15 protein-coding genes are annotated in these 23,757 nt (G+C 43.5%); 10 read left to right on the top strand and 5 right to left on the bottom strand.

Annotated features, from left to right (window positions below):
* Positions 1-151: 151 nt before the first annotated feature.
* The 10 genes from rmuC (at position 152) to RGE70_RS10305 (ending at position 19,447) form a co-directional block, all read left to right on the top strand.
* Positions 152-1,642, top strand: coding sequence for a DNA recombination protein RmuC (gene rmuC, locus RGE70_RS10260; RefSeq protein ID WP_310471358.1), 1,491 nt, complete (start codon positions 152-154; stop codon positions 1,640-1,642).
* A 48-nt stretch (positions 1,643-1,690) separates the two neighbouring features.
* The gene (locus tag RGE70_RS10265; RefSeq protein WP_310471359.1) at positions 1,691-3,616 is read left to right on the top strand and encodes a transglycosylase SLT domain-containing protein; all 1,926 of its coding nucleotides are present in this window, start codon (positions 1,691-1,693) and stop codon (positions 3,614-3,616) included.
* A 326-nt stretch (positions 3,617-3,942) separates the two neighbouring features.
* Complete coding sequence (locus RGE70_RS10270) at positions 3,943-4,644, top strand: EAL domain-containing protein (protein WP_310471360.1); 702 nt, start codon at positions 3,943-3,945, stop codon at positions 4,642-4,644.
* 223 nt (positions 4,645-4,867) lie between these two features.
* On the top strand, positions 4,868-5,773 hold the full coding sequence (locus RGE70_RS10275; protein ID WP_310471361.1) for an AAA family ATPase: 906 nt from the start codon (positions 4,868-4,870) through the stop codon (positions 5,771-5,773).
* Between the two features lie 53 nt (positions 5,774-5,826).
* The gene (locus tag RGE70_RS10280) at positions 5,827-6,822 is read left to right on the top strand and encodes a DUF58 domain-containing protein (RefSeq protein WP_310471362.1); all 996 of its coding nucleotides are present in this window, start codon (positions 5,827-5,829) and stop codon (positions 6,820-6,822) included.
* Positions 6,819-8,903, top strand: coding sequence for a transglutaminase TgpA family protein (locus tag RGE70_RS10285; RefSeq protein WP_310471363.1), 2,085 nt, complete (start codon positions 6,819-6,821; stop codon positions 8,901-8,903). The genes RGE70_RS10280 and RGE70_RS10285 overlap by 4 nt, the downstream gene beginning before the upstream one ends.
* 58 nt (positions 8,904-8,961) lie before the next feature.
* Positions 8,962-12,633 carry an exodeoxyribonuclease V subunit gamma gene (gene recC / locus RGE70_RS10290; protein WP_310471364.1) on the top strand — a complete coding sequence of 1,224 codons (3,672 nt, stop codon included), beginning with the start codon at positions 8,962-8,964 and terminating at the stop codon, positions 12,631-12,633.
* 28 nt (positions 12,634-12,661) lie between these two features.
* Positions 12,662-16,333, top strand: coding sequence for an exodeoxyribonuclease V subunit beta (gene recB / locus RGE70_RS10295; RefSeq protein ID WP_310472963.1), 3,672 nt, complete (start codon positions 12,662-12,664; stop codon positions 16,331-16,333).
* Complete coding sequence (gene recD / locus RGE70_RS10300; RefSeq protein WP_310471365.1) at positions 16,333-18,315, top strand: exodeoxyribonuclease V subunit alpha; 1,983 nt, start codon at positions 16,333-16,335, stop codon at positions 18,313-18,315. The genes recB and recD overlap by 1 nt, the downstream gene beginning before the upstream one ends.
* A 130-nt stretch (positions 18,316-18,445) precedes the next feature.
* The gene (locus tag RGE70_RS10305; RefSeq protein ID WP_310471366.1) at positions 18,446-19,447 is read left to right on the top strand and encodes a D-alanine--D-alanine ligase; all 1,002 of its coding nucleotides are present in this window, start codon (positions 18,446-18,448) and stop codon (positions 19,445-19,447) included.
* A gap of 82 nt (positions 19,448-19,529) precedes the next feature.
* Here the strand turns inward: RGE70_RS10305 and RGE70_RS10310 are convergent, their stop codons facing one another.
* The 5 genes from RGE70_RS10310 to RGE70_RS10330 are packed head-to-tail and all read right to left on the bottom strand — an operon-like array spanning position 19,530 to position 23,534.
* A complete protein-coding gene (locus tag RGE70_RS10310) occupies positions 19,530-19,658 on the bottom strand; it encodes a TIGR02808 family protein (protein WP_310471367.1) in 129 nt (42 codons plus the stop codon).
* 9 nt (positions 19,659-19,667) lie between these two features.
* A complete protein-coding gene (locus RGE70_RS10315; protein ID WP_310471368.1) occupies positions 19,668-20,258 on the bottom strand; it encodes a NapC/NirT family cytochrome c in 591 nt (196 codons plus the stop codon).
* Between the two features lie 19 nt (positions 20,259-20,277).
* The gene (locus RGE70_RS10320) at positions 20,278-20,730 is read right to left on the bottom strand and encodes a nitrate reductase cytochrome c-type subunit (protein WP_375087944.1); all 453 of its coding nucleotides are present in this window, start codon (positions 20,728-20,730) and stop codon (positions 20,278-20,280) included.
* Positions 20,731-20,742: 12 nt separating this feature from the next.
* Complete coding sequence (napA, locus tag RGE70_RS10325; protein WP_310471370.1) at positions 20,743-23,232, bottom strand: nitrate reductase catalytic subunit NapA; 2,490 nt, start codon at positions 23,230-23,232, stop codon at positions 20,743-20,745.
* Positions 23,229-23,534 (bottom strand): chaperone NapD, encoded by a 306-nt coding sequence (locus RGE70_RS10330; RefSeq protein ID WP_310471371.1) that lies wholly within the window; start codon positions 23,532-23,534, stop codon positions 23,229-23,231. Before RGE70_RS10330 ends, napA begins: the two co-directional genes overlap by 4 nt.
* Positions 23,535-23,757: the final 223 nt, after the last annotated feature.

The raw sequence follows: 23,757 nt of genomic DNA on the forward strand, positions 1-23,757 counted from the left end.
AAAAACATTTCAGTCATGGCAAAACATTACATTTTCGCAACAGCTGGTTACGTCTACAGCAGTTACTTTATAGTTCATAGACTTAAGCTTGCAGTGTTTAAAGCACCATGCCACTCTACGGTGTCATTAATCATGTTAAGAGCCTTCTCACATGCCTTTAAATATCGCTTTATCAACGCCTGAAATCATCATTCTTATGGCCGTGGCCTTTCTGGCTATGCTTATTGGAGCGCTGTTTAACCAGCGAAAAACTCGGATTAAATGGCAAGCAGTTAGGCATCAATTGGTCGATGACTTTGAGCAGACAAAAAATGAACTCAATACTGAAATTCTAGATCTAAAACAGACAATTAACCAAAAAGAAGGCCAACTAAGCCTACTGCAAGAAAAGCTAGAGCAACGCATACAGCAGCTTGGTAAAGCGCAAGCCCAAGCAGAAAGAACTCAGCGACTAGAACAATCATTAAACGATAATCACCGCAAACAAGTTGAAACCCAGCTAGCATTGTCAAAATCCAATGCTATGCAGCAAACAATTGCAGCCCGCTACGAAGCTGAGCAGCAAGCACTTAATGACAAAATTCAACTACTCGAAGACACAGAAGCCCGCCTCAATAGCCAATTTGAAAATCTGGCGACCAAAATTTTCGAAGCGAGAAGTGAAAAATTACAAAATGAAAATAATCAACAGCTTGATAGTGTCCTAGCACCGTTTAAACAGCAATTAGAAGGCTTTAGAGTTCAAGTTCAAACTTCATATTCTCACGAGCAGACCCAGCGCAGTGCCCTTAAGCACCAATTAGATTCGTTGACTGAACTAAACCTCAGGATGAGTCAAGATGCAGTAAACCTAACCAAAGCGTTAAAAGGTGATAATAAACAACAAGGTAATTGGGGAGAGGTCATTTTAGAACGCGTTTTACAAGAAAGTGGACTGCGTGAAGGACACGAATATGACACTCAAACCGATCTTAAAAATGACGAAGGTAAACGTTTTAAACCCGATGTTATTGTGCACTTGCCAGAAAAAAAAGACGTCGTCATTGATGCAAAGATGTCACTCATAGCCTACGAGCGCTACTTTAATAGTGACGATGACATTGTGCGCGCCCAAGCAATTAAAGAACATATCGCTTCGTTAAAAGCACATATCAAAGGTTTAAGTCAAAAAGATTACCAAAAGCTACATGGGCTAACCAGTTTAGATTATGTATTGATGTTTATACCGCTAGAGCCGGCGTTTTTACTGGCTCTAGAGCATGATCCGAGTCTAGTAAATTACGCGCTTGAAAGTAACATTATGTTAGTTAGCCCGACAAACTTATTAGTCGCACTTAGAACCATTAACAATATCTGGCGTTACGAGTACCAAAATCAAAATGCGCAACTTATCGCACAACAAGCTGGCAAAATATATGACAAGCTTTGTGGCTATGTTGATGACATGGAAAAAGTAGGTCGTTCGATAGAGTCGGCAGAAAAAAACTATAACAACGCGATGAAAAAACTCGCTTCAGGCAAAGGCAATGTGATCCGCCAAGCCCACCAAATGAAGCAGCTTGGGGTTGAGACCAGTAAAAAACTCGATACCCAACTACTGGATAAAGCACTAAGCTTAGCTGAAGACGAAGTTATCTCGTAATCGCGCTGTTGTTATAGTAAATAGGGATATTTAAGAGGATTTAAGCCAATGCACAAGCAGTTAAGCGCCATGGTATTTTTAGTGCTAACGTACATTTCTTTTTCAGCTACGGCGGCATTAACCTCTGAGCAGCAAATGTACTTAGACGCGAAAAAGGCGCTCGATAAGCAGCATCTTACCACTTATCAGACCCTACGAGGTAAGCTAGAGGGATACCCATTAACGATATATCTCGATTTCCATAAAAATATATCGTCAATATTAAAACAACCTGCCGATCAAGCCGTGCTGTCTTTTGAGCAATTCAAAGGCAGTCCGCTATACAACACTGCACGCGCCAGATACCTCACCCAAAGCGGGAAACGCAAACGCTGGAAAGACTTTCTTACCGTTAGTCCCAAAAGGCCAAACAGCATAACATTGCAGTGCTATTTTTACAGAGCACAACTACAACAAGGTGATAAAGAACTTGCCTATAAAGGCGCTAGCGAGCTGTGGCAACATGGCCGTTCACGCCCAAAGGCCTGTGATCCACTATTTAAAGAGTGGAAAAAAGCGGGTTTTCAAACCCAAGAGCTCATTTGGTCAAGAATGTTACTAAGCTTTGAACAAGGGCAATACGGGTTGTTGACCTACCTATCGCGGCAAGTTACCAGTAACAAAGCTGCCGCTAAACGTCTATTAGCAGTTTACAAAGATCCCCGTAGTCTACGCCATACATCCAAATACAATGAAAAATCAAACATCACTGCTACGATTGTTGATTTTGGACTCCGACGCCTTGCAAAAAAAGATCTCAAACAAGCAGTAAAACTTTTTGCTAAATACCAAAAAATGGATCGGTTTAGTGAATACAAAGGCCGGCAGTTGGGTCGCTACTTGGTAGGTCGCGCATTAACATATCAAACAGAAGCGCTCAAAGGCTTTGTCGATACCATGTTGCCCTTACTTGATAGCGATGACTTAATTGAAAAACGATTACGTTGGGCATTAAGAACAAACGATCAAGTTCAGTTTGAACATTTCATCCCGATGCTCAGTAAGCAGAAGCAAAATACTGCTCGCTGGACCTATTGGCGTGCCAAGATCTTGCAACGCAGCAGCAATAAACAAAAACAACAGCAAGCGCAAACACTACTAGAAAAGTTAAGCCAAAAAAGAAATTTTTATGGTTTTTTAGCCGCAAGTAGCATCAAGGTACCTTTTGAGGTTCAACACCAGTCAACCTCCAGCGTACCCGAGCGCCAATCAGAAATTTTTGCCGATAACGGCCTAGCTCGAGTTACCGAATTACTCGCTTTAGACAAGCAGTCTGAGGCGCGCGCCGAATGGGTGATGTTATTAAACAGACACACTAAAAATATGCAAAAAGAATATGCTGTTTATGCAGTATCAAACCAATGGCATAGCATGGGTGTACAAGCGAGCATTCAAGCTAAATTATGGAACGACATGGATATGCGCTTCCCCTATGCAGCGCAAAAGTCGTTTACCCAAGCCAGTAAAAAGTATGCTGTCGATATTGATGAAATAAGAGCCATTGCCAGACGAGAAAGTGCCTACTACCCCAATGCAACATCAGGTGTTGGAGCAAGGGGCTACATGCAACTTATGCCAGCAACGGCAAAGCAAACAGCTAAAAAAGCCAAGCTTAAGTACCGCGGCACAAAGAGCCTTTATGATGGTGAGCTTAATATTGCGCTCGGCAGCGCTTATTATTCAACCTTACTCAAGCAATTTGATAAAAACAGAGTACTGGCAACAGCCTCTTATAATGCCGGCCCGAGCCGCATAAAGGGGTGGTTAAAAAAGAGTGACGCAAAACTCGATGCAATCAGTTTTATTGAGTCAATTCCTTTCACTGAAACAAGAGAGTACGTGCAAGCGGTGCTAAGCTACCGCGTGATTTATCAAATTAAACAGGACAAAAAACCTGAGCTGTTTTCTGAAAGTGAATTGCAATTTAAATACTAAAAATGACTAGATGACTACCACAGTTAATAGCCGGCAAACAGAGCTTAATCTTTAGCGCTTGCAACTCCTGTAGACGGCTAAATTCAGTGACAGTCTATTCACGCCAACGGCAGTTAATCGTTGAGCGCCGCTATTGGCTCAACCAATGGTACTCAAAAACCATATTTTTGTGCCACACAAGAGTGTGAACAAGGTCATAAACCCTAGTATCAATACCTCAATATCAGCCATTATTGACTGATAATAAAACACTCAGTGTTCTCGGTATTCCATTTATTGAAACCTATGGTAATGTAAATAATTATCATTACAACTCTTAAGTGGCTATGTTCAACTTAACTGATTTACAACTAGGTGCTGAATATCAACCTTTAGTGAACCCGCATACCCAGGCTATTTATGGCTACGAAGCACTATCGCGCTTTTACCAACAAGACGGTAGTTGCATTGCACCCAATATCGTTTTCGAGCAGTTACATGCTCATCATGAACAATTGAGCCAAGTCGAGTTACTTGCAAAGACATTTCAGTTTCAGCATGCGCCGCAAACTGGCGTGCTTTTTGTCAATATCGACCCCCATGCAATTGAGCATAATACCCCGGCAATGCTCGCTTTACTCCAGCAGAAAAAAAACGTTTGCGTAGAGATCATTGAGAACACCTGTATCAATGATGCTCACCTTGCCAGCACGTTAATCGAACAGTTAGTTAAATTCGATATTCCCGTAGGCTTAGATGACATTGGCGCGCCCCACTCCATGTTGTCAGTCGATTTATTGAGCCAAGTAAGCTGTTTAAAATTTGATAAGTACTGGCTGGAAACCGCGCAACAACCAATATATCACCACTTGATAAATGCCTTATTAGACTTTGCAAAAAAAACCAATAAACTCACTGTACTTGAGGGAATTGAAACCGAAGAACACTTATTGTTTGCACAACAAATCGGCGTTGATTTAGTACAAGGATTTTTATTCAAACCCTTGTTTTATCAACCAAAGTATCGAGTAAAGCTGAATAATATATAGCGTAAGCTGCTTTTCATTGTATTTTCAACTAAGGCTAGATGGTAATTATGATAGCGCTTTACTTGTCAAGTAAGAGCAATTGTAAAACCTGCAACCGAATCCTAAATACTTAACATGTTCTTGTGGTATCGTGGTTAATCTCGTTTTAAATAGCATGCAGGTGCGTGCAAAAGCACGACCTACATACTTCACAAAGCAATAATACATAAATGATGAGATTGTTATGTCCACTGAGAATGTAACTAAATTAGTTAATCAATTAGAACAGGTATTACTGGGTAAAAAACAGCAAATAATGCTCGCACTAACGTGTATTTTTGCCAGAGGTCACCTGTTAATTGAAGACCAACCCGGTATGGGTAAAACCAGCCTGTCACATGCAATGGCGCAAAGCCTAAGTTTAAGTTATCAACGCATTCAATTTACGAGTGACATGTTACCGGCGGATATTATCGGGGTAAGCATTTTTGACAAACAACAAACTCAGTTTGTCTTTCATCCAGGTCCTATTTTTAAGCAGCTGCTCCTTGCTGATGAGATCAACCGCGCTAGCCCTAAAACACAAAGTTCACTTTTAGAAGCTATGGCCGAAAAACAAGTGACCGTAGATGGCCAAACCTACCCGCTACCCTCACCCTTTATTGTCATTGCCACTCAAAACCCTAGCAGCCAGTCTGGTACCTTTTCGTTACCGGAGTCGCAACTGGACCGATTTATGATGCGATTATCGATTGGTTACCCAAGCCAAGAAGCTGAAATGGCCATGCTTAAAGGTGATAGCGTAAACATTAGCGCGTTACCTAGCTGTTTAAACGCAATGACATTAACTAATATCCAAGCAAAGGTAGACTCAATTAGCGCGTCAGAATCAATATTAAAATACATTCTCGCATTAGTTACCGCCTCTCGTCAGCTCGCTGACGCGTCCGGTTTATCTCCGCGAGCCAGTAAGGCCATTTTACAAACAGCTAAATCATGGGCAATGATTAACGGGCGACAGTACGTATTGCCAGAGGACGTACAGACTGTTTTTCCATTAGTGGCTGAACATCGGATGAGTCGAGCAAGTTTACTTCAAAGTGATAATTTTTCGCGCGTTATATTAAGGCAAGTGGATCCTAATTTGTGATACATTCCAACTGTAAGCTAATGGCACAATTAAACGACTAAAATCATAGAGATATGCAAACAAAATCAAGCATAGAACAACGCTTAAAACAACGTATTGACCTCTGGTTATCGCGGCGACTACCTGCAGCAAAACAAGTTACCTTAACCCATAAAACCATCTTCATTTTACCTACTGGTTTCGGCTTTTGTTGGTTGTTATTGATCGGAACCTTATTTGTGTTTGGTACAAATTACCAAAACAATTTAGTGATGGGCCTCAGCTTTTTATTGTTGAGCATCTTTAATACCTGCATTATTTACAGTTACAAAAACCTTGCCGGCCTAACCCTACGCCACCATGAATCAACATCTAACACCTTTGCAGGGCAAGCTTGTTATATTCCCATCCAAATGTCTTCTAACCGTGACGCATTTGAAATTCAACTTAATTTCGACGCCAATGCGCCACAAACTATCCGAAAAGTTACCACACAGGCCGATATAGTCTCAGTGGCCACACAATCAAGCCAGCGTGGTACGCTAAAGCCAGGTAGAGTCAAAGTTGAGTCACGTTTCCCTCTGGGGTTATGCCGTGTTTGGTCACATATAGATTTAGCGATATCACAGGTTATTTACCCCAATCCAATCAACAATCAACACCAACTGAGTAGCCAGCCACTCGATGCTAACCATAATCAGGTCGCGAGTCAGTTTATTGCTGGCGTTGATGAGTTTAATCAACTTAAGCCTTACATCGTTGGCGAGCCAATAAAACATATTGCATGGAAACAGTGGGCGCAAGGCCGAGGCATGTTAACCAAAGAATTTCAGCAACCTCAAGGTGCACCTTTATGGCTAACCGTAGATGATGAGCAGCAGCTCGAGTTGCAGTTAAGTTATCTGTGCTGGCAAACTCTGCAACTTAGCCAGCAACAGCAAACATTTGGTTTAAGCATCGGGGGATTAACCATTTCACCAAGCAATGGCGAGCAACACAAAATCAATGTGCTCACTCATTTAGCGCTATTTAAACCTCAAAATAATGCCAATACAGGTATTCTCAATTGACCGCAATCAACTTACCATTTCAACACCACAATAGTCGTCAGGAGCCTATTTCTCGCCATACCTTATTGTGGTTATTACTGGCTAATGTTGCCATTATTACGCCACTTTATGAGCAAGTGACACTCTGGTCTTTGATTATTTGTACCTTTTGCCTAATGTGGAGATTTGCCATTTTTGCAGGCAAAATCGCTCGCCCTTCTCGTAAAGTAGTCGTTGCAATCGCCCTAGGTTCAATCATCGCGCTACTGATGGCGGTAAAACAGCTTGGGATGCTGGCCGCTTTGATTAATTTATTGGTACTTGGGTATGCGCTTAAGTTTATAGAGCTAAAGAGTCGTCGCGATGTGCACATCTCTGTATTAGCAGGTTATTTTTTAATTGCTTTAACCTTTATTAAATACCAATCATTGTGGTCAACATTACATTTAGTTATCGTCACCTTGGTCAATACTGCTGTATTAGTTAGCCTTTATCACAATGAAAATCGCCTTCGTTTTACCAGCATGTTAACCAGCAAAATTATTTTGCAAAGTTTTCCATTAGCTATTTTACTGTTTATCGTGATCCCAAGGTTACCGCCATTATGGATGGTTCCATCTCAAGGTGGGGCCGTAACCGGGCTTTCTGACAGCGTCAATTTTACCAACATCACCAAACTCACTCGCTCATCTGCACTCGCTTTTAGGGCCACCTTTGATAATAAATACCAAGCTGACAATAAAGACTTATATTGGCGAGCCATCGTTTTAGAAGATTACGACAATCAACAGTGGAGCCAAAATAGCTCAATTACCGAGCACAACTCCATTAAGGCTGGTGCGCGAAAGTTAGACTTTAACATTGCCACCGCAAGCCAACAGATCAAACCTCAACATTACGCCATTATTGCTGAGCCCAGTGCACAGCAGTGGCTTTTTGGCCTTGATGTTGCTGCAAGCAAAGACCCTAGTGTGATAATGCGTGCAGATCACAGCTTGTATTCAAAACAAGTGATAGATACAGCCAAGCAGTACCAACTCATGGCTTTTCCAAATTTAGAAATGGAATTAGCATTAGATCCCACAACCCGCGCCATTAACTTGGCTCTGCCAAAGAACAGTAACCCACAAACTACGGCATTAGCGATGCAGTTTAAACTGCTGTACCCAGATGCCAAAGCCCGCTTAAACGCCATGATGCGTTATTTTACCGAGCAGCCTTACTTCTATACGTTACAACCGCCTGCTGTTGGAGAACAACAGATTGACGATTTCTTAATAATCAATAAAGCCGGTTTTTGTGTTCATTACGCCAGTGCTTTCACTTTTATGGCTAGAACCACCGGGCTCCCTGCACGACTGGTTACGGGGTATCAAGGCGGAGAATACAACGGCACAGGTGGTTACTACAGTATTTATCAATACATGGCGCACGCATGGGTTGAGGTTTGGCTGCCAAGCCTTGGCTGGACACGCTATGATCCCACATCCATGATAGCCCCGCAGCGAATAAATGCAGGCTTTGATGCTTACTTTGATCCTTTTGAAAGTTACCGACTCAACAGTCCTCTTGGCTACTTAGGACTATACACGAGTGAGTGGTTTAATCAGCTCCGATTACAACTTGCCAGTATTGATTACTTTTGGAGTGTGTGGGTACTGGGCTTTGACACCGATAAACAACAAAATGTCCTGAAAAAATTATTAGGTGAAATAACCCAAACAAGGCTTGCCTTACTTGTGCTGGCCTCTTTGCTCATTATTGGCTTAGCTATCGCCTACAGCGCAGGTTTACTGACCCCCACTCGTACCAAAGCCAAACATATTCAAGCTTACCTCACAATATGTAACTTACTCGCTAAACGGTCACTGCCAAGACATACTGATGAAACGCCAGAACATTATAATCAACGAGTGAGCACATATTTTCCTGCCATAGCCAAAGATTTCGACTGTTTGACCCGTTATTATGTTGCTATTCAATATCAACCCTTATCAAGTTCTGCCAAAAAACGCGTATCTAGGTTACTTATTCGTCAGTCGTGGAAACTAAAGATTAATATCATCACACTGGGATTGGCACTCAATAAAACAAACACATAGAATGAATCAATTCAAAAAATGATCTGCTCGATTTGGAGCATTTTATCAAAGGAACGCCATGCTATATCTCGTCCAGTCTAACCAAATGGAAGCCCTGTCGGCATTATTAGCAGCAGAGCTAACAACTCCATTGCCTAATGCGCCATTACTGATGCCAGAACATATATTGGTACAAAGCCCTGGCATGTCCACATGGTTAAGATTAGAAATAGCAAGGCAAAATCAAATTGCTGCAGCGCTGGAGTTCCCGTTACCATCGAGCTTTATTTGGCAACTTTGTCATACCCTACTTGACGATGTGCCAAAAGAAAATGCGTTTACCAAAGCAGCTATGACATGGAAACTCATGGAGTTACTGCCATCGCTTATCGACCAAGAAGACTTTGCGCCATTAGCAAACTACCTCAATAACGGTAACGACAGCAGCAATACTGTCGTTGCAGACGCCGACACCGACTTTGAAGATCAAGTTAGTGCAGCGCCTAGTCCACTTAAGCTGTATCAACTTTGTGGCCAGATTGCTGATATTTTTGACCAATACTTAGTTTACCGTCCCGATTGGATTGCCGCATGGGAAGCCAATGAACCAACACTACCCCCCAAGGGGGACAAACTCAGCGATGCACAAAAGTGGCAGCCCATTTTATGGCGTGCATTAATTGATTTTAATGCCAACACCTTGCAAAAAAGCCAATATCATCGCGCTAATTTACATCAGGCATTATTTGATGCCCTCGATGATCCAGCAACCGACATGGGGTCGCTGCCACGACGATTATTTGTATTTGGGATCTCGTCAATGGCGCCACAAACGCTAGATGTACTGCATCACTTAGCCAAACGTATTGATGTCATTATGCTCAACCTTAGCCCTTGTCAGCATTATTGGGGCGACATTGTCGATCCAAGGCTAAGAGCCCGTATGGCGCTACAATACGCCAACAAACAGAAGCTCGAACTCGAATGGGAAGACAAACTCGAGGTTGGTAACCCGCTGCTTGCCAATAACGGTAAAATGGGCCGTGAATTGCTTGATTTAATGCTAGAGTTACCCGAAGCCAATACCAATTTTAATTTTGATTGTTATCAAGATCCCGGCACCGACACCATGCTAAATGGTGTCCAGCACGACATTCTGGAGCTAAGCACTCGTGGCCAAAGCTTAGGGCCCGACGCCTCACTATATTTAAACCTTGAAGGACGAAGGCTCCTTAAAGAAGATGATAACTCAATTACTATCCGCAGTTGTCACAGTCCACTACGAGAAGTCGAAACATTGCATGATCACTTACTGGCCTTGCTTTCACAGCCAGCGGTAGACGGTCAGCCACCATTATCGCCTAAAGACATTGTGATCATGTTGCCTGATGTTGCTTCATACGCGCCTTATATTGACGCCGTATTCAGTGCCAAACAAGGCAGTCATTACCTGCATTATGCCATTGCAGACCGAGGCGCAGTCCAAGAGTCGCCATTAATTGCCAGTTTCTTACACCTACTGAGCATTAATCAAAGTCGATTCGGCTTAACCGATATTCTGAGTATATTAGAAGTGCCTAGCGTGCTACGTCGATTTGAGCTAGATGATGACTCGCTTACCGTTATAAAACGCTGGTTAGAACATGCCGGAGTACGTTGGGGGCGTGATGAAAGCAGTCGCGCTGAACACCAGTTACCGGCGTTTGAACAAAATGCCTGGTCACTGGGGATCAAGCGCCTTATTTTAGGCTACAGCTTTGCCGACGACGTGCCGCTCTATCAGCAAACGCTTGCAGTGAATGGTATTGAAGGTCAAACCGCGCAAGCATTAGGTAAGTTACTCGACTTTATTGAAGCCTTAGATGAAGTGCACCAAGCATTGGCGCAAAGCAGTACCTTAACCGACCGCATTGAACAATTAGAGCAACTACTTGCCGCATTCTATCTTGTTGATGACGATGAACAGGTGCAGTTACAAGAGATCCGTGATGCCATAGTGAAGCTCAATGAAGAATTAACTGAGTCTGGCCACAGTACCCCACTGCCAATCGAGGTGCTACAAAACTGGTTTAACACGCGCTTATCGGAATCACGAGTTGGCCAGCGTTACCTTGCCGGCAGCATTAATTTTTGTACTCTAATGCCAATGCGCTCGATTCCGTTTAAAGTTGTCTGCTTACTTGGAATGAACGATGGGATCTACCCGCGTGTTCAACACCCAGTGGGCTTTGACTTAGTTGCACAAATGGGGCCTCGAAAAGGTGACCGCTCTCGTCGGCTGGACGATAGATACTTATTTCTAGAAGCCATATTATCGGCGCGAGAACAGCTCTACATTAGTTACATAGGTAACAGCGAGCGAGATGACTCTGAGCGCATCCCTTCAATGCTAGTCTCCGAACTCATTGAATATTGCCAGCTGGTCTATTTACCACAGGCATTAGCCTCCATAGAGATTAAGCCTGAAGCTGAAACAAACAGTCAGGCGGCTAAGCAAATTGAACTCATCGAGCGCAGCATAGCGCAGCAACTTATTTGTAAACAGCCACTGCAGCCATTTGATGAGCGGCTATATCAAGTACAAACCGAGTCGCCTTTGCCTCTGCAGCAAAGCTACAATGCACAGTGGTGCCCTGCACCATTAAATATAGACACTGAAGAATCGACCACCAGCAACTGCTTTATAGATTTAGCCACGCCATTATTGTTACCACCAGACACTAATAGTGGTGAACTAGAAGAGGTAGAACTTTCAGCGTTGATCCGATTTTTCCGTAACCCAGCGCAGTACTTTTTCAACCGGACTTTAAAAGTCGATTTATCCATTAATATCAATGCCGACGATAACGACGAACCTTTTAGTTTAAACGCTCTCGACCGCTATAAGTTGCAGTCGACGCTCATCAATCACGCCATTGACAATAATAGTGAAACTCCTGATGAGCAATTGCTAGCACGCTTAAAAGCACAGGGAAATATTCCGCTAAAACCTTTTGATGACTTGCTTCTAGGACAATATGTTCACGACATTACCCCACTCATTGGTCGCAGCTTGTACTTAAAAGGCGAATCAAGCCAATCGATTGATATCAATCTAGAACTTACTCCACTAATGTCTGCAGAGCTTGACTCAACGCTTACAAGCTGCGGGGCAACTCCATTAAAGCTGGTGGGCCGAATTGATGATTTAAGTGCAAAAGGACTCGTCAATTATCGACCCGGAACTGCCAACGGCCGAGATCTTATCAGGGTATATCTACGCCACCTTTGCCTGTGCGCCATGAATGGTAAAACCGATATCGCACGGCTAAATCAGCCTATTAATAGTTACTTGTTAGATATTGGGCATTTTCATGTCTTTGCGCCCATCACTGCTGAGCAAGCTTGCAACCAGTTAAGTTTATGGTTGGGGTATTTCAAGCAAGGTCAACTGCACCCGCTGATGTTTATGCCGCGTACGGCGCTGGCCTACGTTGAAGCCGAGGGCGATCACATTCAAAAACTGCGTGAAGCTGAGTCACAGTGGCTAGACGAACAAAGCCAGTTGGGAGAAGGCACTGAACCGCATTTTCAGCGTTTATACCAATTTCCACAAGACTTTAGTGAACAGGGTTTCGCTAGCACTGCCCAAACACTGCTATCTCCCCTACTAAGTTTGTATCACAAAGGTAAACTGAGTGAACTTACCACTCATGTTGAAGGCCGGCCACATACGAGTCAGTCAACCAATTCAAAAAAGGAGGGGTGCTAATATGAACAAGTCAACTCCCGAGCTCAATATGGCCGACTCAACTACGCTTCAATCTCAGCCTCAGGTCAATATAACCCCAGAGCCACTCGATACCTTAACCCTGCCTTTTGGTGGAAGTCGCCTGATTGAAGCCAGCGCTGGAACTGGCAAAACGTTTACCATCGCCGGTCTATACGTGCGTTTACTACTCGGCCACGGCATCGAGCAAGCGCTTACCTGTGAACAGATTTTAGTGGTTACTTTTACCAATGCCGCCACCGGAGAATTACGCGATCGAATACGTAAAAAAATCCAATTAGCGTACCGCTGTTTTATCGGTTTAACCGTTGATGATGAACTGATATCTCAACTGTATACCGCAACCCCCGATGCCGACAAACCCATAGCCAGAAAGCGGTTAGATCTGGCTTTAAAGTCACTCGATGAAGCTGCAATCTATACCATTCATGGATTTTGCCAGCGCATTCTAGCCGACATGGCCTTTGAGTCATCCTTGTTGTTTGAATCTGAATTCACCTTAGATGATAGTGAATTTTTACATCATGCTGTGCGCGATTTTTGGCGTGAAAAATGTTACCCATTGGACGAAAGCTTGGCAGCTATCATTCAAAATAAATTTGCAAGTCCCGACGAATTATCGCGCCAACTAAAGCCACTTTTAGGTGCAAGCAGCGCCTCTGCCCAGCCTGTACCGCCAGCATTTGACAAAATTGAAGCTCATCTATTAGAAAGCTTGAACCGGTTAAAGTTAATTTGGCCAACAGAGCGAGGTCAAACTGAACACCTATTGCATTCGTTACCACTTAACGGTGCTCGCTTTGGAAAAAAAGCAGACGGTTACCCAAAACTTGCCTTAATGTTAGATGCACTCGACAACTGGGTGAGTTTTGGTAGCGGATTACCACCACAAAAAGTGCTTGAGCAATTATCTCTGAACGAATTAAAGCTCAATAAAGGCGGCGTGATCCCTAGTGCTGAACAAGCACCAATACTGGCTCATATAGAAAGGTTAGCGAGCTTAGTCACCCAGCTCATTCCGAGTTTTCTTTATAGTGCACGAGATGGCATAGCCAAACGATTTGCTCAGCAAAAATTAGAACGCAATCTATTGACACCAGACGATCTGTTGTTAACTTTGGCTAAAGCGTTAACAGTGTCGCAAGCGCAATTTTTAGCGACCAGCATTGCCAAGCGCTTTCCGGTCGCGTTAATCGATGAGTTCCAAGATACTGACCCACTGCAATTTCAAATTTTCAGTAAGATCTATCAACCTACAACAGTGGCGCAGCACACTGCTGACAATAATACACAAAGCGCTTCATCAAAGCAGTTAAGTCTACTGATGATTGGCGATCCAAAACAGGCAATTTATGCTTTTCGTGGCGCCGATATTCACACTTATATACATGCGCGTGAGCAAACCGCTAAACATTATAATCTCGATACCAATTACCGCTCTAATCGGCAAATGGTCGAGGCGGTGAATGTAATTTTTGAGCACCGAAATGATCCGTTTATTAGCGCATCTATCCCGTTTGAACCGGTCAAAGCTGCTAGCTTTTCTGATACTAAAGTGCTGCGAGAGTCGACAACTGATAAAAGTGCTTTAAGACTACGCATTCTAAGTGAAGATCCTGAAAAAGGCTTAAACAAAACCACAGCAAGGCAACTACTTGCAAGTGATGTGGCCGATGAAATAACCCGCTTACTCATTGACGCCCAACAACATAATTGTGCCATTAGCGATGCGCCCTTAAAAGCCCGTGATATTGCAGTACTCGTTAGAGACCGGCACGAAGCGAATGTGATCAAGCAAGCGCTAGAGCTTCGACTAGTCGGTTCAGTCTTTTTAAGCCGTGATAGCGTTTTTGACACCCTTGAAGCTCGAGAAATGCTGCTAGTTTTATATGCCATGGCCGATCCAAAAGATGAGCGGGCATTACGCAGTGCATTAGCGACCTCTTTACTCGGTTACAGCGCGGCAGAAATTAACGCCTTTAACCAAGATGAAGACAAACGCCAAGTATTGCTCGAGCAATTTGCAGCATTACAGCAACAATGGCTTAAGCGTGGCATTATGCCGGCATTGTTAAATTTAGCAGCCCAAGCCAAGGTTATAGAGCGATTACTGAACCACAGCGAAGGTGAACGCCGCCTGACTGACTTTAGGCACTTAGGCGAGCTATTACAGCAAAAAGCCACCGAGCTCGATGGCATGAGTGCATTAATTAACTGGTTTGAACAGGCCTTAATTGGCAATCAAGCTAACGAAGAGTCACAACTCAAATTAGCCAGTGAACAAAACCTGGTACAGATTGTTACGATCCACAAAAGTAAGGGCTTGGAATATCCAATCTGTTTTATACCGTTTGTCAGCTTAAGCCGCGATAACCGTAAAAGACCAGCGCCAATGTTGTACCACGAGCACAATAAATTGGTCTGGGATATTGAACAATCTGACGATGGCTGGGAACGGCAAAAACGTGAAACCTTAGCCGAAGATCTGCGCTTACTCTATGTTGCGCTCACCAGGCCTGTACTTAAGTGCTACTTGTACATAACCAACCATAGCCGCTTAACCAAAAGTAAAGGCATGACCAGCCAGTTGAACGAAACGGCTATTGGTTACCTGTTAGGAATTGAAGACAAAATCTGTGAATACAGCCAACTGCAAAGCAAAGCGCGGTTACTAGCAGACAAAAATCCTGTCGCAATTAGCCTAACTGAGCTGCCTGCTGCGGGCTCAGGCAGCTTCGATAACAATTTTTTATCGTTGCCCAATAAATCCAGCCAAGACGTTGAACTAGCCCCAAAAGCGTTACTTCGCCGTCACAGCACTCCTTGGCGTGTTGGCAGTTATTCCGGTTTAGTTAAACATCTGGCACATGAAAAGGTCTTGCCAGGGGCTGATGATGAACAGTTTCCAGAAGTAGAGATTATTGTTGATGACGTAGACACTCAAGCTTCACGCTTTAGTTTTGAGCGTGGCGCCAATGCTGGTAGTTTTATGCATTTGGTTTTAGAGCTGATTGACTTTACTCACGCCGCGCCAGATCTAGATGAACATTTGCCCAATGCCATGAGTAAGTACGGTATTGATGAACAATGGACTGACGTACTAAAAGACTGGTATTTAGATTTACTTCACGCGCCACTAGCAACCGATAACTCGCTATCATTGGCACAATTAACATCCGATAAAAAACTGGTAGAAATGGAGTTTTACCTGCCGATAACCCAGCTTAACGCCACTAAACTGAACCAACTGCTCGTCGATTTTGGCTACAGCGGTGGCTTAATGTTCGATGATTTACAAGGAATGCTCAAAGGCTTTATCGATTTAACCTTTGAACATAACCAGCAATATTTTATTGCCGATTATAAGTCTAATCACTTGGGTGATAGTCTCATTGCATACCATTACAGCAATATGAAGCAAGCAATTCGTAGCCATCGCTATGACTTACAATACATTATTTACACCCTAGCCTTGCATCGGTATTTAGGCCTGAGAATGCCTAACTATGATTACGACCAACATATTGGCGGCTGCTTTTACTTATTCCTCAGGGGTATGTCTGTTAGTGAGCCACAATCTGGAGTTTTTTATGACAAACCACCCAAAGCCTTAATTGAGCAGCTCGATCTATTATTTGGCAATCATGCGTCAAAACATACATCGTTTGCGGAGGCCAACTAATGTTAACCACTTCTCGTCCAATAGAAACACTACTCAAGCAGTGGCAAAGCGAGCGACTCATTACCGCCCTTGACCGTCACTTTGCCCTGCAAATGGCGCAATTACATCAACAAACATCGCCACTTTTCACCTTGATTTGCGCTTTACTAAGTCAAAATTTATCCAGCCAGCATACCTGCTTGCCTTTGGATCAGATTGACTTCTGTAATCCCGTCAAAGAACCAAACAGCCAATGTAAGATCAATCTATCGGTTGCAGAATTAATCACGCAATTACGCCTATTTGATGCCATAGGTACGCCTGAGGAATCAACTTTAAAACCACTGATTTTAGACCAGGGAAATTTGTATCTACAACGCTATTACCACTTTGAGTGTGAGGTTGCCGAGCACTTAAGTCGTTTAGCACATACCCCATCGCAGCAGTCACAATCAACAGAGCAGTTAGCTGAGGCCAAAGTGTTACTTGAGCAGCTATTCCCTGCCAGTGAACTTGAATTTGATTGGCAAAAAATTTCAACGGCAACGGCATTAACTAAAAAGCTGGCCGTCATTACGGGTGGCCCAGGCACAGGCAAAACAACTACCGTCACCAAACTGCTATATTTATTAACCTCGCAACAAGAGCTCACCATTAGGCTTGTGGCACCAACCGGAAAGGCCGCCGCGCGTTTAAGTGAATCCATTAAAGCCTCTAAACTTCGGCTTGCAAGTGAGCTACAGCATTTACCCGCCGCGACGCGACAGTTAACGATGGCACGGATCCCTGAAGAAGCTGCCACTTTACACCGGTTATTAGGTGTTATTCCTAACTCACACCAGTTTAGGCATAATCAAGATAATCCACTGAGGTTGGATCTATTAATCATTGATGAAGCATCAATGGTTGATCTACCAATGATGCATAAATTGCTCACTGCACTACCAGCCAATGCCAGCCTGATCTTATTAGGCGATCAAGACCAATTAGCCTCCGTTGAAGCCGGTGCAGTATTAGCCGATATTTGTAGTGGTTTAAAAGTCGAGTCACCTGCCAACGGTAATCACTGGCAAATGCGCTATTCTCAGCTACAAGCTGATTTACTCTCCGATTTAACACGTTACCCGCTCAGCCGCTTTATCAGTAATAATCCACAAATTGGTGATAGCCTTTGCATGCTGATGCACAGCCACCGATTTAAGGGCGATGCCGGCATTGGCCAGTTAGCAACTGCAGTAAACCAAGCCAATTTGCCACGTATAGCTAGCGTGTGGCAAACCGGTTACCAAGAGCTTTTGTGGCTTGAACACAGCAACATCAGTGCTAGCAACACTCACAACCAAGGCTTAGAACAACTTCTGTCGCAATCGGCTGAACAATATGCTCCTTATCTTAATGCGATTGGGCACAGTGACTTCACAGCAACGCAAGTCATCGATAACTTCAACCAATACCGTATACTTTGCGCCATGCGTGCGGGCGAATATGGTGTCGATGGCATAAACCAAAGCGTGACACGCACACTGGCAGAAAAAGGGCTAATCAACCCTGAACAAGAGTTTTATGCAGGTCGCCCGGTTATCATTCAAAGCAATGATTATAATTTGGGTCTGTTTAATGGCGATATTGGCCTTATTTTGCCCGATGAAACCGGAGAATCGAAGCGCTTGATGGCACACTTTATTCAAGCCGATGGCGGCTTACTTAAGGTTCTCCCAGCGCGATTACCTAGTCACGAAACGTGCTATGCCATGACGGTACATAAAAGCCAAGGGAGTGAATTTAGCCATGTATCGTTAGTATTACCGATTCGGCCCAGCATCACTCAGCAACAACTTTTGTCAAAAGAGCTGATTTACACCGCTATTACTCGCGCAAAAAATCACTTTACCTGCCTTGGAAGTCAGCGCGTATTTGAACAAGCAAGTAGCCGCTTAACCCAGCGAGCATCAGGGCTGGCAGAGCGACTTTGGTGCCAAGCTGTTGTCCCAGAGCCCAACTAAATTTTATAAGTTGTTTAACTTTGAGCACAAAAACAGCGAATGGCATCGAAATCACCTAGAACGGTTGCAATAAAAAGTGATTCAGCCATAGTAAGTCTGCAAAATTTTTTGAGTAACGAGTGGAGATTAAATGAGTACAACGAACATTTTACTTTTATGTGGTGGCGGCGGTGATGAGCATGCTATATCACTCTTATCAGCTAACTACTTTGAATCTTCGTTAGCCACACAACCGCAATTTAACGTGCTACGTGTGGAGCTCGATGCTCAAGGGCAATACCGTACAGCCGATGGCGAAAGTTGTGAGTTAAATAACCGTAAACAGATCCGTTTTGAAAACCCAGATAAAGCGCCTTGGCAGGTAGATTATGCCATTCCATGTATTCACGGTTTTCCTGGTGAAACCGGTGATATTCAATCCTATTTTGAATTAATAGACCTGCCCTATTTTGGTTGTAAAGCTGAAGCGAGTCGTAATTGCTTTAATAAAATTACCGCCAAAATGTGGTTTAGTGCGCTTAATATTCCTAATACGCCTTACCTGTTTTTAAGTGAGCTTTCAGCCTCAACGGTTAAGCAAGTCAGTGAAGCTTTTGAGCAATGGGGTAGCATATTTGTAAAAGCCGCATCTCAGGGATCGTCTGTTGGCTGTTACCGTGTAGACAATATTGATGAAGTTGAAACAACTTTAGCTCAAGCGTTTCAGTTCTCTGACTATGTCATTGTAGAAAAAACCATTCATGCAAGAGAGCTTGAAGTTGCAGTCTATGAAATTGACGGCAACATTGTCGCTACCGTGCCAGGCGAAGTGGTCTGTTCAAGTAATAACTTTTATACATTCGACGAAAAGTACGCCACAGACAGTCAAGCGCAAACACATGTGGTGGCCGATGTTACTAAAGAGGTCAGCGACTTAATCCGTCAATATGCTGTAAGTGCCTTTAAAGGCATGAAACTTAGACATTTATCTCGTATAGACTTTTTCTTAACTGATGACGGTGAAGTACTTTTAAACGAGATTAATACCTTTCCAGGACTAACGCCAATCTCGATGTTTCCAAAGATGCTGCAAAATCACGGCCACAGCTTTGCAGCCTTTTTGTCGAGCAATATTGAAACAAGTCACTCTTAATTTGCAACACAAGACATAAAAAAGCCTGACTTAATCAAGTCAGGCTTTTTTTGCTTATAACAATCAACAATTTTACTTAGATTTACTTATCTGCGGTTTTAGACAACACCCAAATAGATACAACCGCTACAGCAGCAAACCCAGCTAAAATAATCACCGGCATGGCGCTATAACCAAGGACATGCCATATAACGTTCTCTAACGTGCTCATAATGGCTCCTTATTGCCAGCCTTCAATCTTATTCATGTCAGGCAGTTTATGGGCGATCCCTTTGTGGCAATCTACGCAAGTACTCTCACCGCTAGCTAGCGCAGTAGAATGCTGACTTACGCTGCGTGGGCTTTGCTCAGAGAAGTCCATAAAATCAAAATTATGACAGTTACGACACTCTAAAGAGTCATTTTTCTTCAAACGTGCCCACTCTCGTTCAGCCAAATGAGCACGTCGTTCTTTAAATTTCTCAGGCGTACTAATTGTTCTTGTCACAAAATGTGCAAACAACTCTTTCGACGCCTGTACTTTACGAATGATTTTATCGGTCCAACCATGGGGCACATGACAATCGGAACAGATAGCACGAACACCAGAGCGATTCGAGTAGTGAATCGTTTCTTGAATTTCAGCGACAATTGGCGCGTGACATCCTGAACAAAACTCTTCTGTGTTCGTCGCTTCCATACCAGTGTTAAATGCCCCCCAGAACAGGAGTCCGCCCGCAAAGCCCATAAATAGAACAATGCCGACAGCAGCTTTACTAGGCCGTCTTAATATGCTCCAAAAACCTTTTATGGCGTTAATAATGAATTTCATATTATTACCTGCCTATTTGTTATTGCAGTGATTCAACACGCTCAAAGGTATTTTCCACTAACGGCTTCGCATCAGCTTGCGGTACGTGACATTGCAAACAGAAATATCGTCTCGGAGAGACATCTGCCAACACTTCGTCGTTACGATTTGTAAAGTGTGTCACACTGATTTTCGTCGCTCCCATCTGTTTAGCATTTTTCCAGCCATGGCATGCTAAACATTTATTAGCATTTAAAGATACCTCATAGCTCCTTATGTGATGTGGGATAAGCGGGGGCTGAAAAACATAACTGCTATCTATATCCGCCTGATCACGTGGTACTTTTTTCATCGGATCAGCAGCTCTTGTTGCTTCTAGCTCTGTGCTACCACGCAAAGACTCCACGCCGCCAATCCCTCTTTCTTCACTCACAACAACGGCACTACTTAACGCAACAGCCATGCCCAAGGTCATCAACATAATTTTTTTCATCATAATCCTGCCTTATGCGATTTTGGTGATTTTAACAGGACACTTTTTATAATCGGTCTGTTTAGATATCGGATCAGTTGCGTCTAAAATGAGTTTATTAATTAAAATTCGCGCATCAAAGAACGGGACAAACACCAAGCCTTTTGGCGGACGGTTACGCCCTCGAGTTTCGACTCGAACTCTAATATCACCACGCTTATTACTCATCAATACCTCATCACCACGGCGAACTCCGTGAGACTTAGCGTCATCAGGATGCATGTAACAATGTGCATCTGGCACCGCTTTGTATAACTCAGGGACACGGCGAGTCATGGTACCTGTATGCCAATGTTCTAGCACACGGCCAGTACATAACCACATGTTAAATTCTTTATCAGGTGACTCTGGTGGCGCTTCGTATGGAGCTGAAATAATCCATGCTCGGCCATCTGGCTTACCGTAAAACTCAAAGCCTTTGTCTTTACCTACATAGGGATCAGAACCTTCTCTAAAGCGCCATTTAGTCTCTTGTCCGTTCACAACTGGCCAGCGTAAGCCACGTTCTTGATGGTAACGATCGTAGGGTGCTAAATCGTGACCATGTCCACGACCAAAACTAGCATACTCTTCAAATAAGCCTTTTTGCACATAATAACCCTGAGCTTTAGCGTCATCATTAATCGCTTGCGCTTCTGTTAATGGAAACTGATTAACTTGGCCATTTTCAAACAGCACTTCGCACATATTTTTACCTCGTACTTCAGGCATTTGTGCAATAAGCTCTTCGCTCCACACCTCTTCAATCTTGAAACGTTTTGCAAATTCCATTATCTGCCATAAGTCTGATTTAGCATTACCCGGCGCTTTAACCTGTTGATACCAAACCTGTGTTCGACGCTCTGCGTTACCGTAAGCCCCCTCTTTTTCAACCCACATTGCTGTCGGTAAAATAAGGTCGGCCGCTTGAGCGGTAGCCGTTGGGTACGGATCAGAACAAACAATGAAGTTTTTCGGGTTACGATAACCAGGTAAGCGCTCGCCGCTGATGTTTGGACCAGCTTGCATATTGTTATTACACATAGTCCAATATGCGTTCAGGGCGCCGTCATGTAATTTACGGTCTTGCAGCACCGCATGGAAACCTGGCTTGGGCGGAATAGTGCCTTCGGGAATCTTCCATAACTTTTCAGCTAATTTACGATGCTTAGGGTTGGCAACAACCATATCTGCCGGTAAACGATGGGAGAATGTTCCAACTTCCCGTGCAGTACCACATGCAGACGGTTGGCCTGTTAGTGAAAATGGCCCACTACCTGGGGTCGATATTTTACCAACGAGTAAGTGGATGTTATACACCAGCGAATTCATCCATACACCACGGGTATGCTGATTCATTCCCATTGTCCACAATGACATTACCTTAATGTTCGGATCGGCAAACTGCTTAGCCAGTGCAAGCAATTTGTCTTCATCTACTCCACTCATTTCAGCTGTTTTTTCGAGCGTATAAGGTGCAACTGATTCTTTGTATTGTTCAAAATCAATTGAGTGTATTTTACCATCATTGGGGTTCGCGGCCGCTTGCTGTAGCGGGTGTTCATCCCTTAATCCATAACCGATATCGATAGTCGCTTGCTTGAAATGAGTATGTTTATTAACAAAATCCCAGTTAACGGCATCGTTTTCAATAATATAATTCGCAATAAAGTTCGCTATTGCGAGATCAGTTTGTGGCTTAAAAATATAACCTTTATCGGCTAATTCAAATGAGCGGTGATAATAAGTAGACAACACATTGACCTGAACATTGGGTTCACTCAAACGACGGTCAGTGATGCGGCTCCATAAAATAGGGTGCATCTCGGCCATGTTGGAACCCCATAAAACGAATGCATCAGCTTCTTCAAAGTCATCGTAACATCCCATAGGTTCATCGATACCGAAGCTTCGCATGAAACCACCCACAGCCGAAGCCATACAGTGACGAGCATTGGGGTCAATATTGTTAGACCTAAATCCAGCTTTCATCATTTTGGACGCTGCGTAACCTTCCATTACAGTCCACTGACCTGAACCAAACATACCCACACTTGTTGGGCCTTTTTCTTTCAGTGCCGCTTTCCATTTTTCAGCCATAATGTTGAAGGCTTGGTCCCAACTGACTGGAGCAAATTCACCGTTTTTATCGAACCGTCCATCGGTTTGGCGCAATAAAGGTTGAGTTAACCGATCTGAGCCATACATTATTTTTGACAGGAAATAGCCTTTGATACAATTAAGGCCTTTATTTACCGGTGCTTCAGGGTCGCCTTGAGTAGCGACAACCTTACCATTTTGTGTACCAACAAGTACGGAACACCCAGTACCACAAAAACGGCACGGGGCTTTGTCCCAGTGAATTTTTGTCTCATTGCTCGATGCAATTAAATTGGTAGCGGTGGCCGGAAGAGTAATTCCTGCAAGGGCCGCAGCTGATGCCGCTGCATTTGCCTTGATAAACTCACGTCTAGACATTTTCATACTTGTTCCTCACTAACATTGTATTCGTTATCAGGGGTGATATTGTTGGAGGTCGGCTCACTGTCAATTTGGTGGTAGACCATTGTTGCCCCCAATACACCAGGCATATTATTTATTTTTTCAATCACGTCAGTGATAAAGCCTTCTGTCTGAGTCTCCAAAACGACCACTATTTTTCCAACTTCATTAACGCCGTAAATTTCTGCTTCTTCAAAGTCATTTATGCGTTTTTTAGTGGTATGTAAATGCTCTGGGCTAACTTGTACGAGTAAGCTTGATATGTGTACTTCAGGTAGCGACATCAGGGCGTTCCTTAATCTATCTGAGTAGTAAAATGCCAATGGTATTGTCTTGGTTTAGTCATCGGCACTTTGTAAATTTCCATCGCGACATACTTGTGCTGCCTATGTTTGTTATGGTCATAGTTCATCGATACCTTGCGACTATCTACATTTGTGTACCAATAAATAGAAAGTGACAATTCCAGCATCAAAAATGTGCATCGGCAGCCAACCATAGAACAGT

The sequence above is a fragment of the Shewanella youngdeokensis genome (assembly GCF_033180165.1).
In the GTDB taxonomy this organism is placed as follows: Bacteria; Pseudomonadota; Gammaproteobacteria; order Enterobacterales; family Shewanellaceae; genus Shewanella; species Shewanella youngdeokensis.

What these genes read in the sequence shown, in the direction of transcription:
- rmuC (WP_310471358.1), top strand. Translation starts at nt 152, where the DNA reads ATGCCTTTAAATATCGCTTTATCAACGCCTGAAATCATCATTCTTATG.
- RGE70_RS10265 (WP_310471359.1), top strand. Translation starts at nt 1,691, where the DNA reads ATGCACAAGCAGTTAAGCGCCATGGTATTTTTAGTGCTAACGTACATT.
- RGE70_RS10270 (WP_310471360.1), top strand. Translation starts at nt 3,943, where the DNA reads ATGTTCAACTTAACTGATTTACAACTAGGTGCTGAATATCAACCTTTA.
- RGE70_RS10275 (WP_310471361.1), top strand. Translation starts at nt 4,868, where the DNA reads ATGTCCACTGAGAATGTAACTAAATTAGTTAATCAATTAGAACAGGTA.
- RGE70_RS10280 (WP_310471362.1), top strand. Translation starts at nt 5,827, where the DNA reads ATGCAAACAAAATCAAGCATAGAACAACGCTTAAAACAACGTATTGAC.
- recC (WP_310471364.1), top strand. Translation starts at nt 8,962, where the DNA reads ATGCTATATCTCGTCCAGTCTAACCAAATGGAAGCCCTGTCGGCATTA.
- recB (WP_310472963.1), top strand. Translation starts at nt 12,662, where the DNA reads ATGGCCGACTCAACTACGCTTCAATCTCAGCCTCAGGTCAATATAACC.
- recD (WP_310471365.1), top strand. Translation starts at nt 16,333, where the DNA reads ATGTTAACCACTTCTCGTCCAATAGAAACACTACTCAAGCAGTGGCAA.
- RGE70_RS10305 (WP_310471366.1), top strand. Translation starts at nt 18,446, where the DNA reads ATGAGTACAACGAACATTTTACTTTTATGTGGTGGCGGCGGTGATGAG.
- RGE70_RS10310 (WP_310471367.1), bottom strand. Translation starts at nt 19,658, where the DNA reads ATGAGCACGTTAGAGAACGTTATATGGCATGTCCTTGGTTATAGCGCC.
- RGE70_RS10315 (WP_310471368.1), bottom strand. Translation starts at nt 20,258, where the DNA reads ATGAAATTCATTATTAACGCCATAAAAGGTTTTTGGAGCATATTAAGA.
- RGE70_RS10320 (WP_375087944.1), bottom strand. Translation starts at nt 20,730, where the DNA reads ATGAAAAAAATTATGTTGATGACCTTGGGCATGGCTGTTGCGTTAAGT.
- napA (WP_310471370.1), bottom strand. Translation starts at nt 23,232, where the DNA reads ATGAAAATGTCTAGACGTGAGTTTATCAAGGCAAATGCAGCGGCATCA.
- RGE70_RS10330 (WP_310471371.1), bottom strand. Translation starts at nt 23,534, where the DNA reads ATGTCGCTACCTGAAGTACACATATCAAGCTTACTCGTACAAGTTAGC.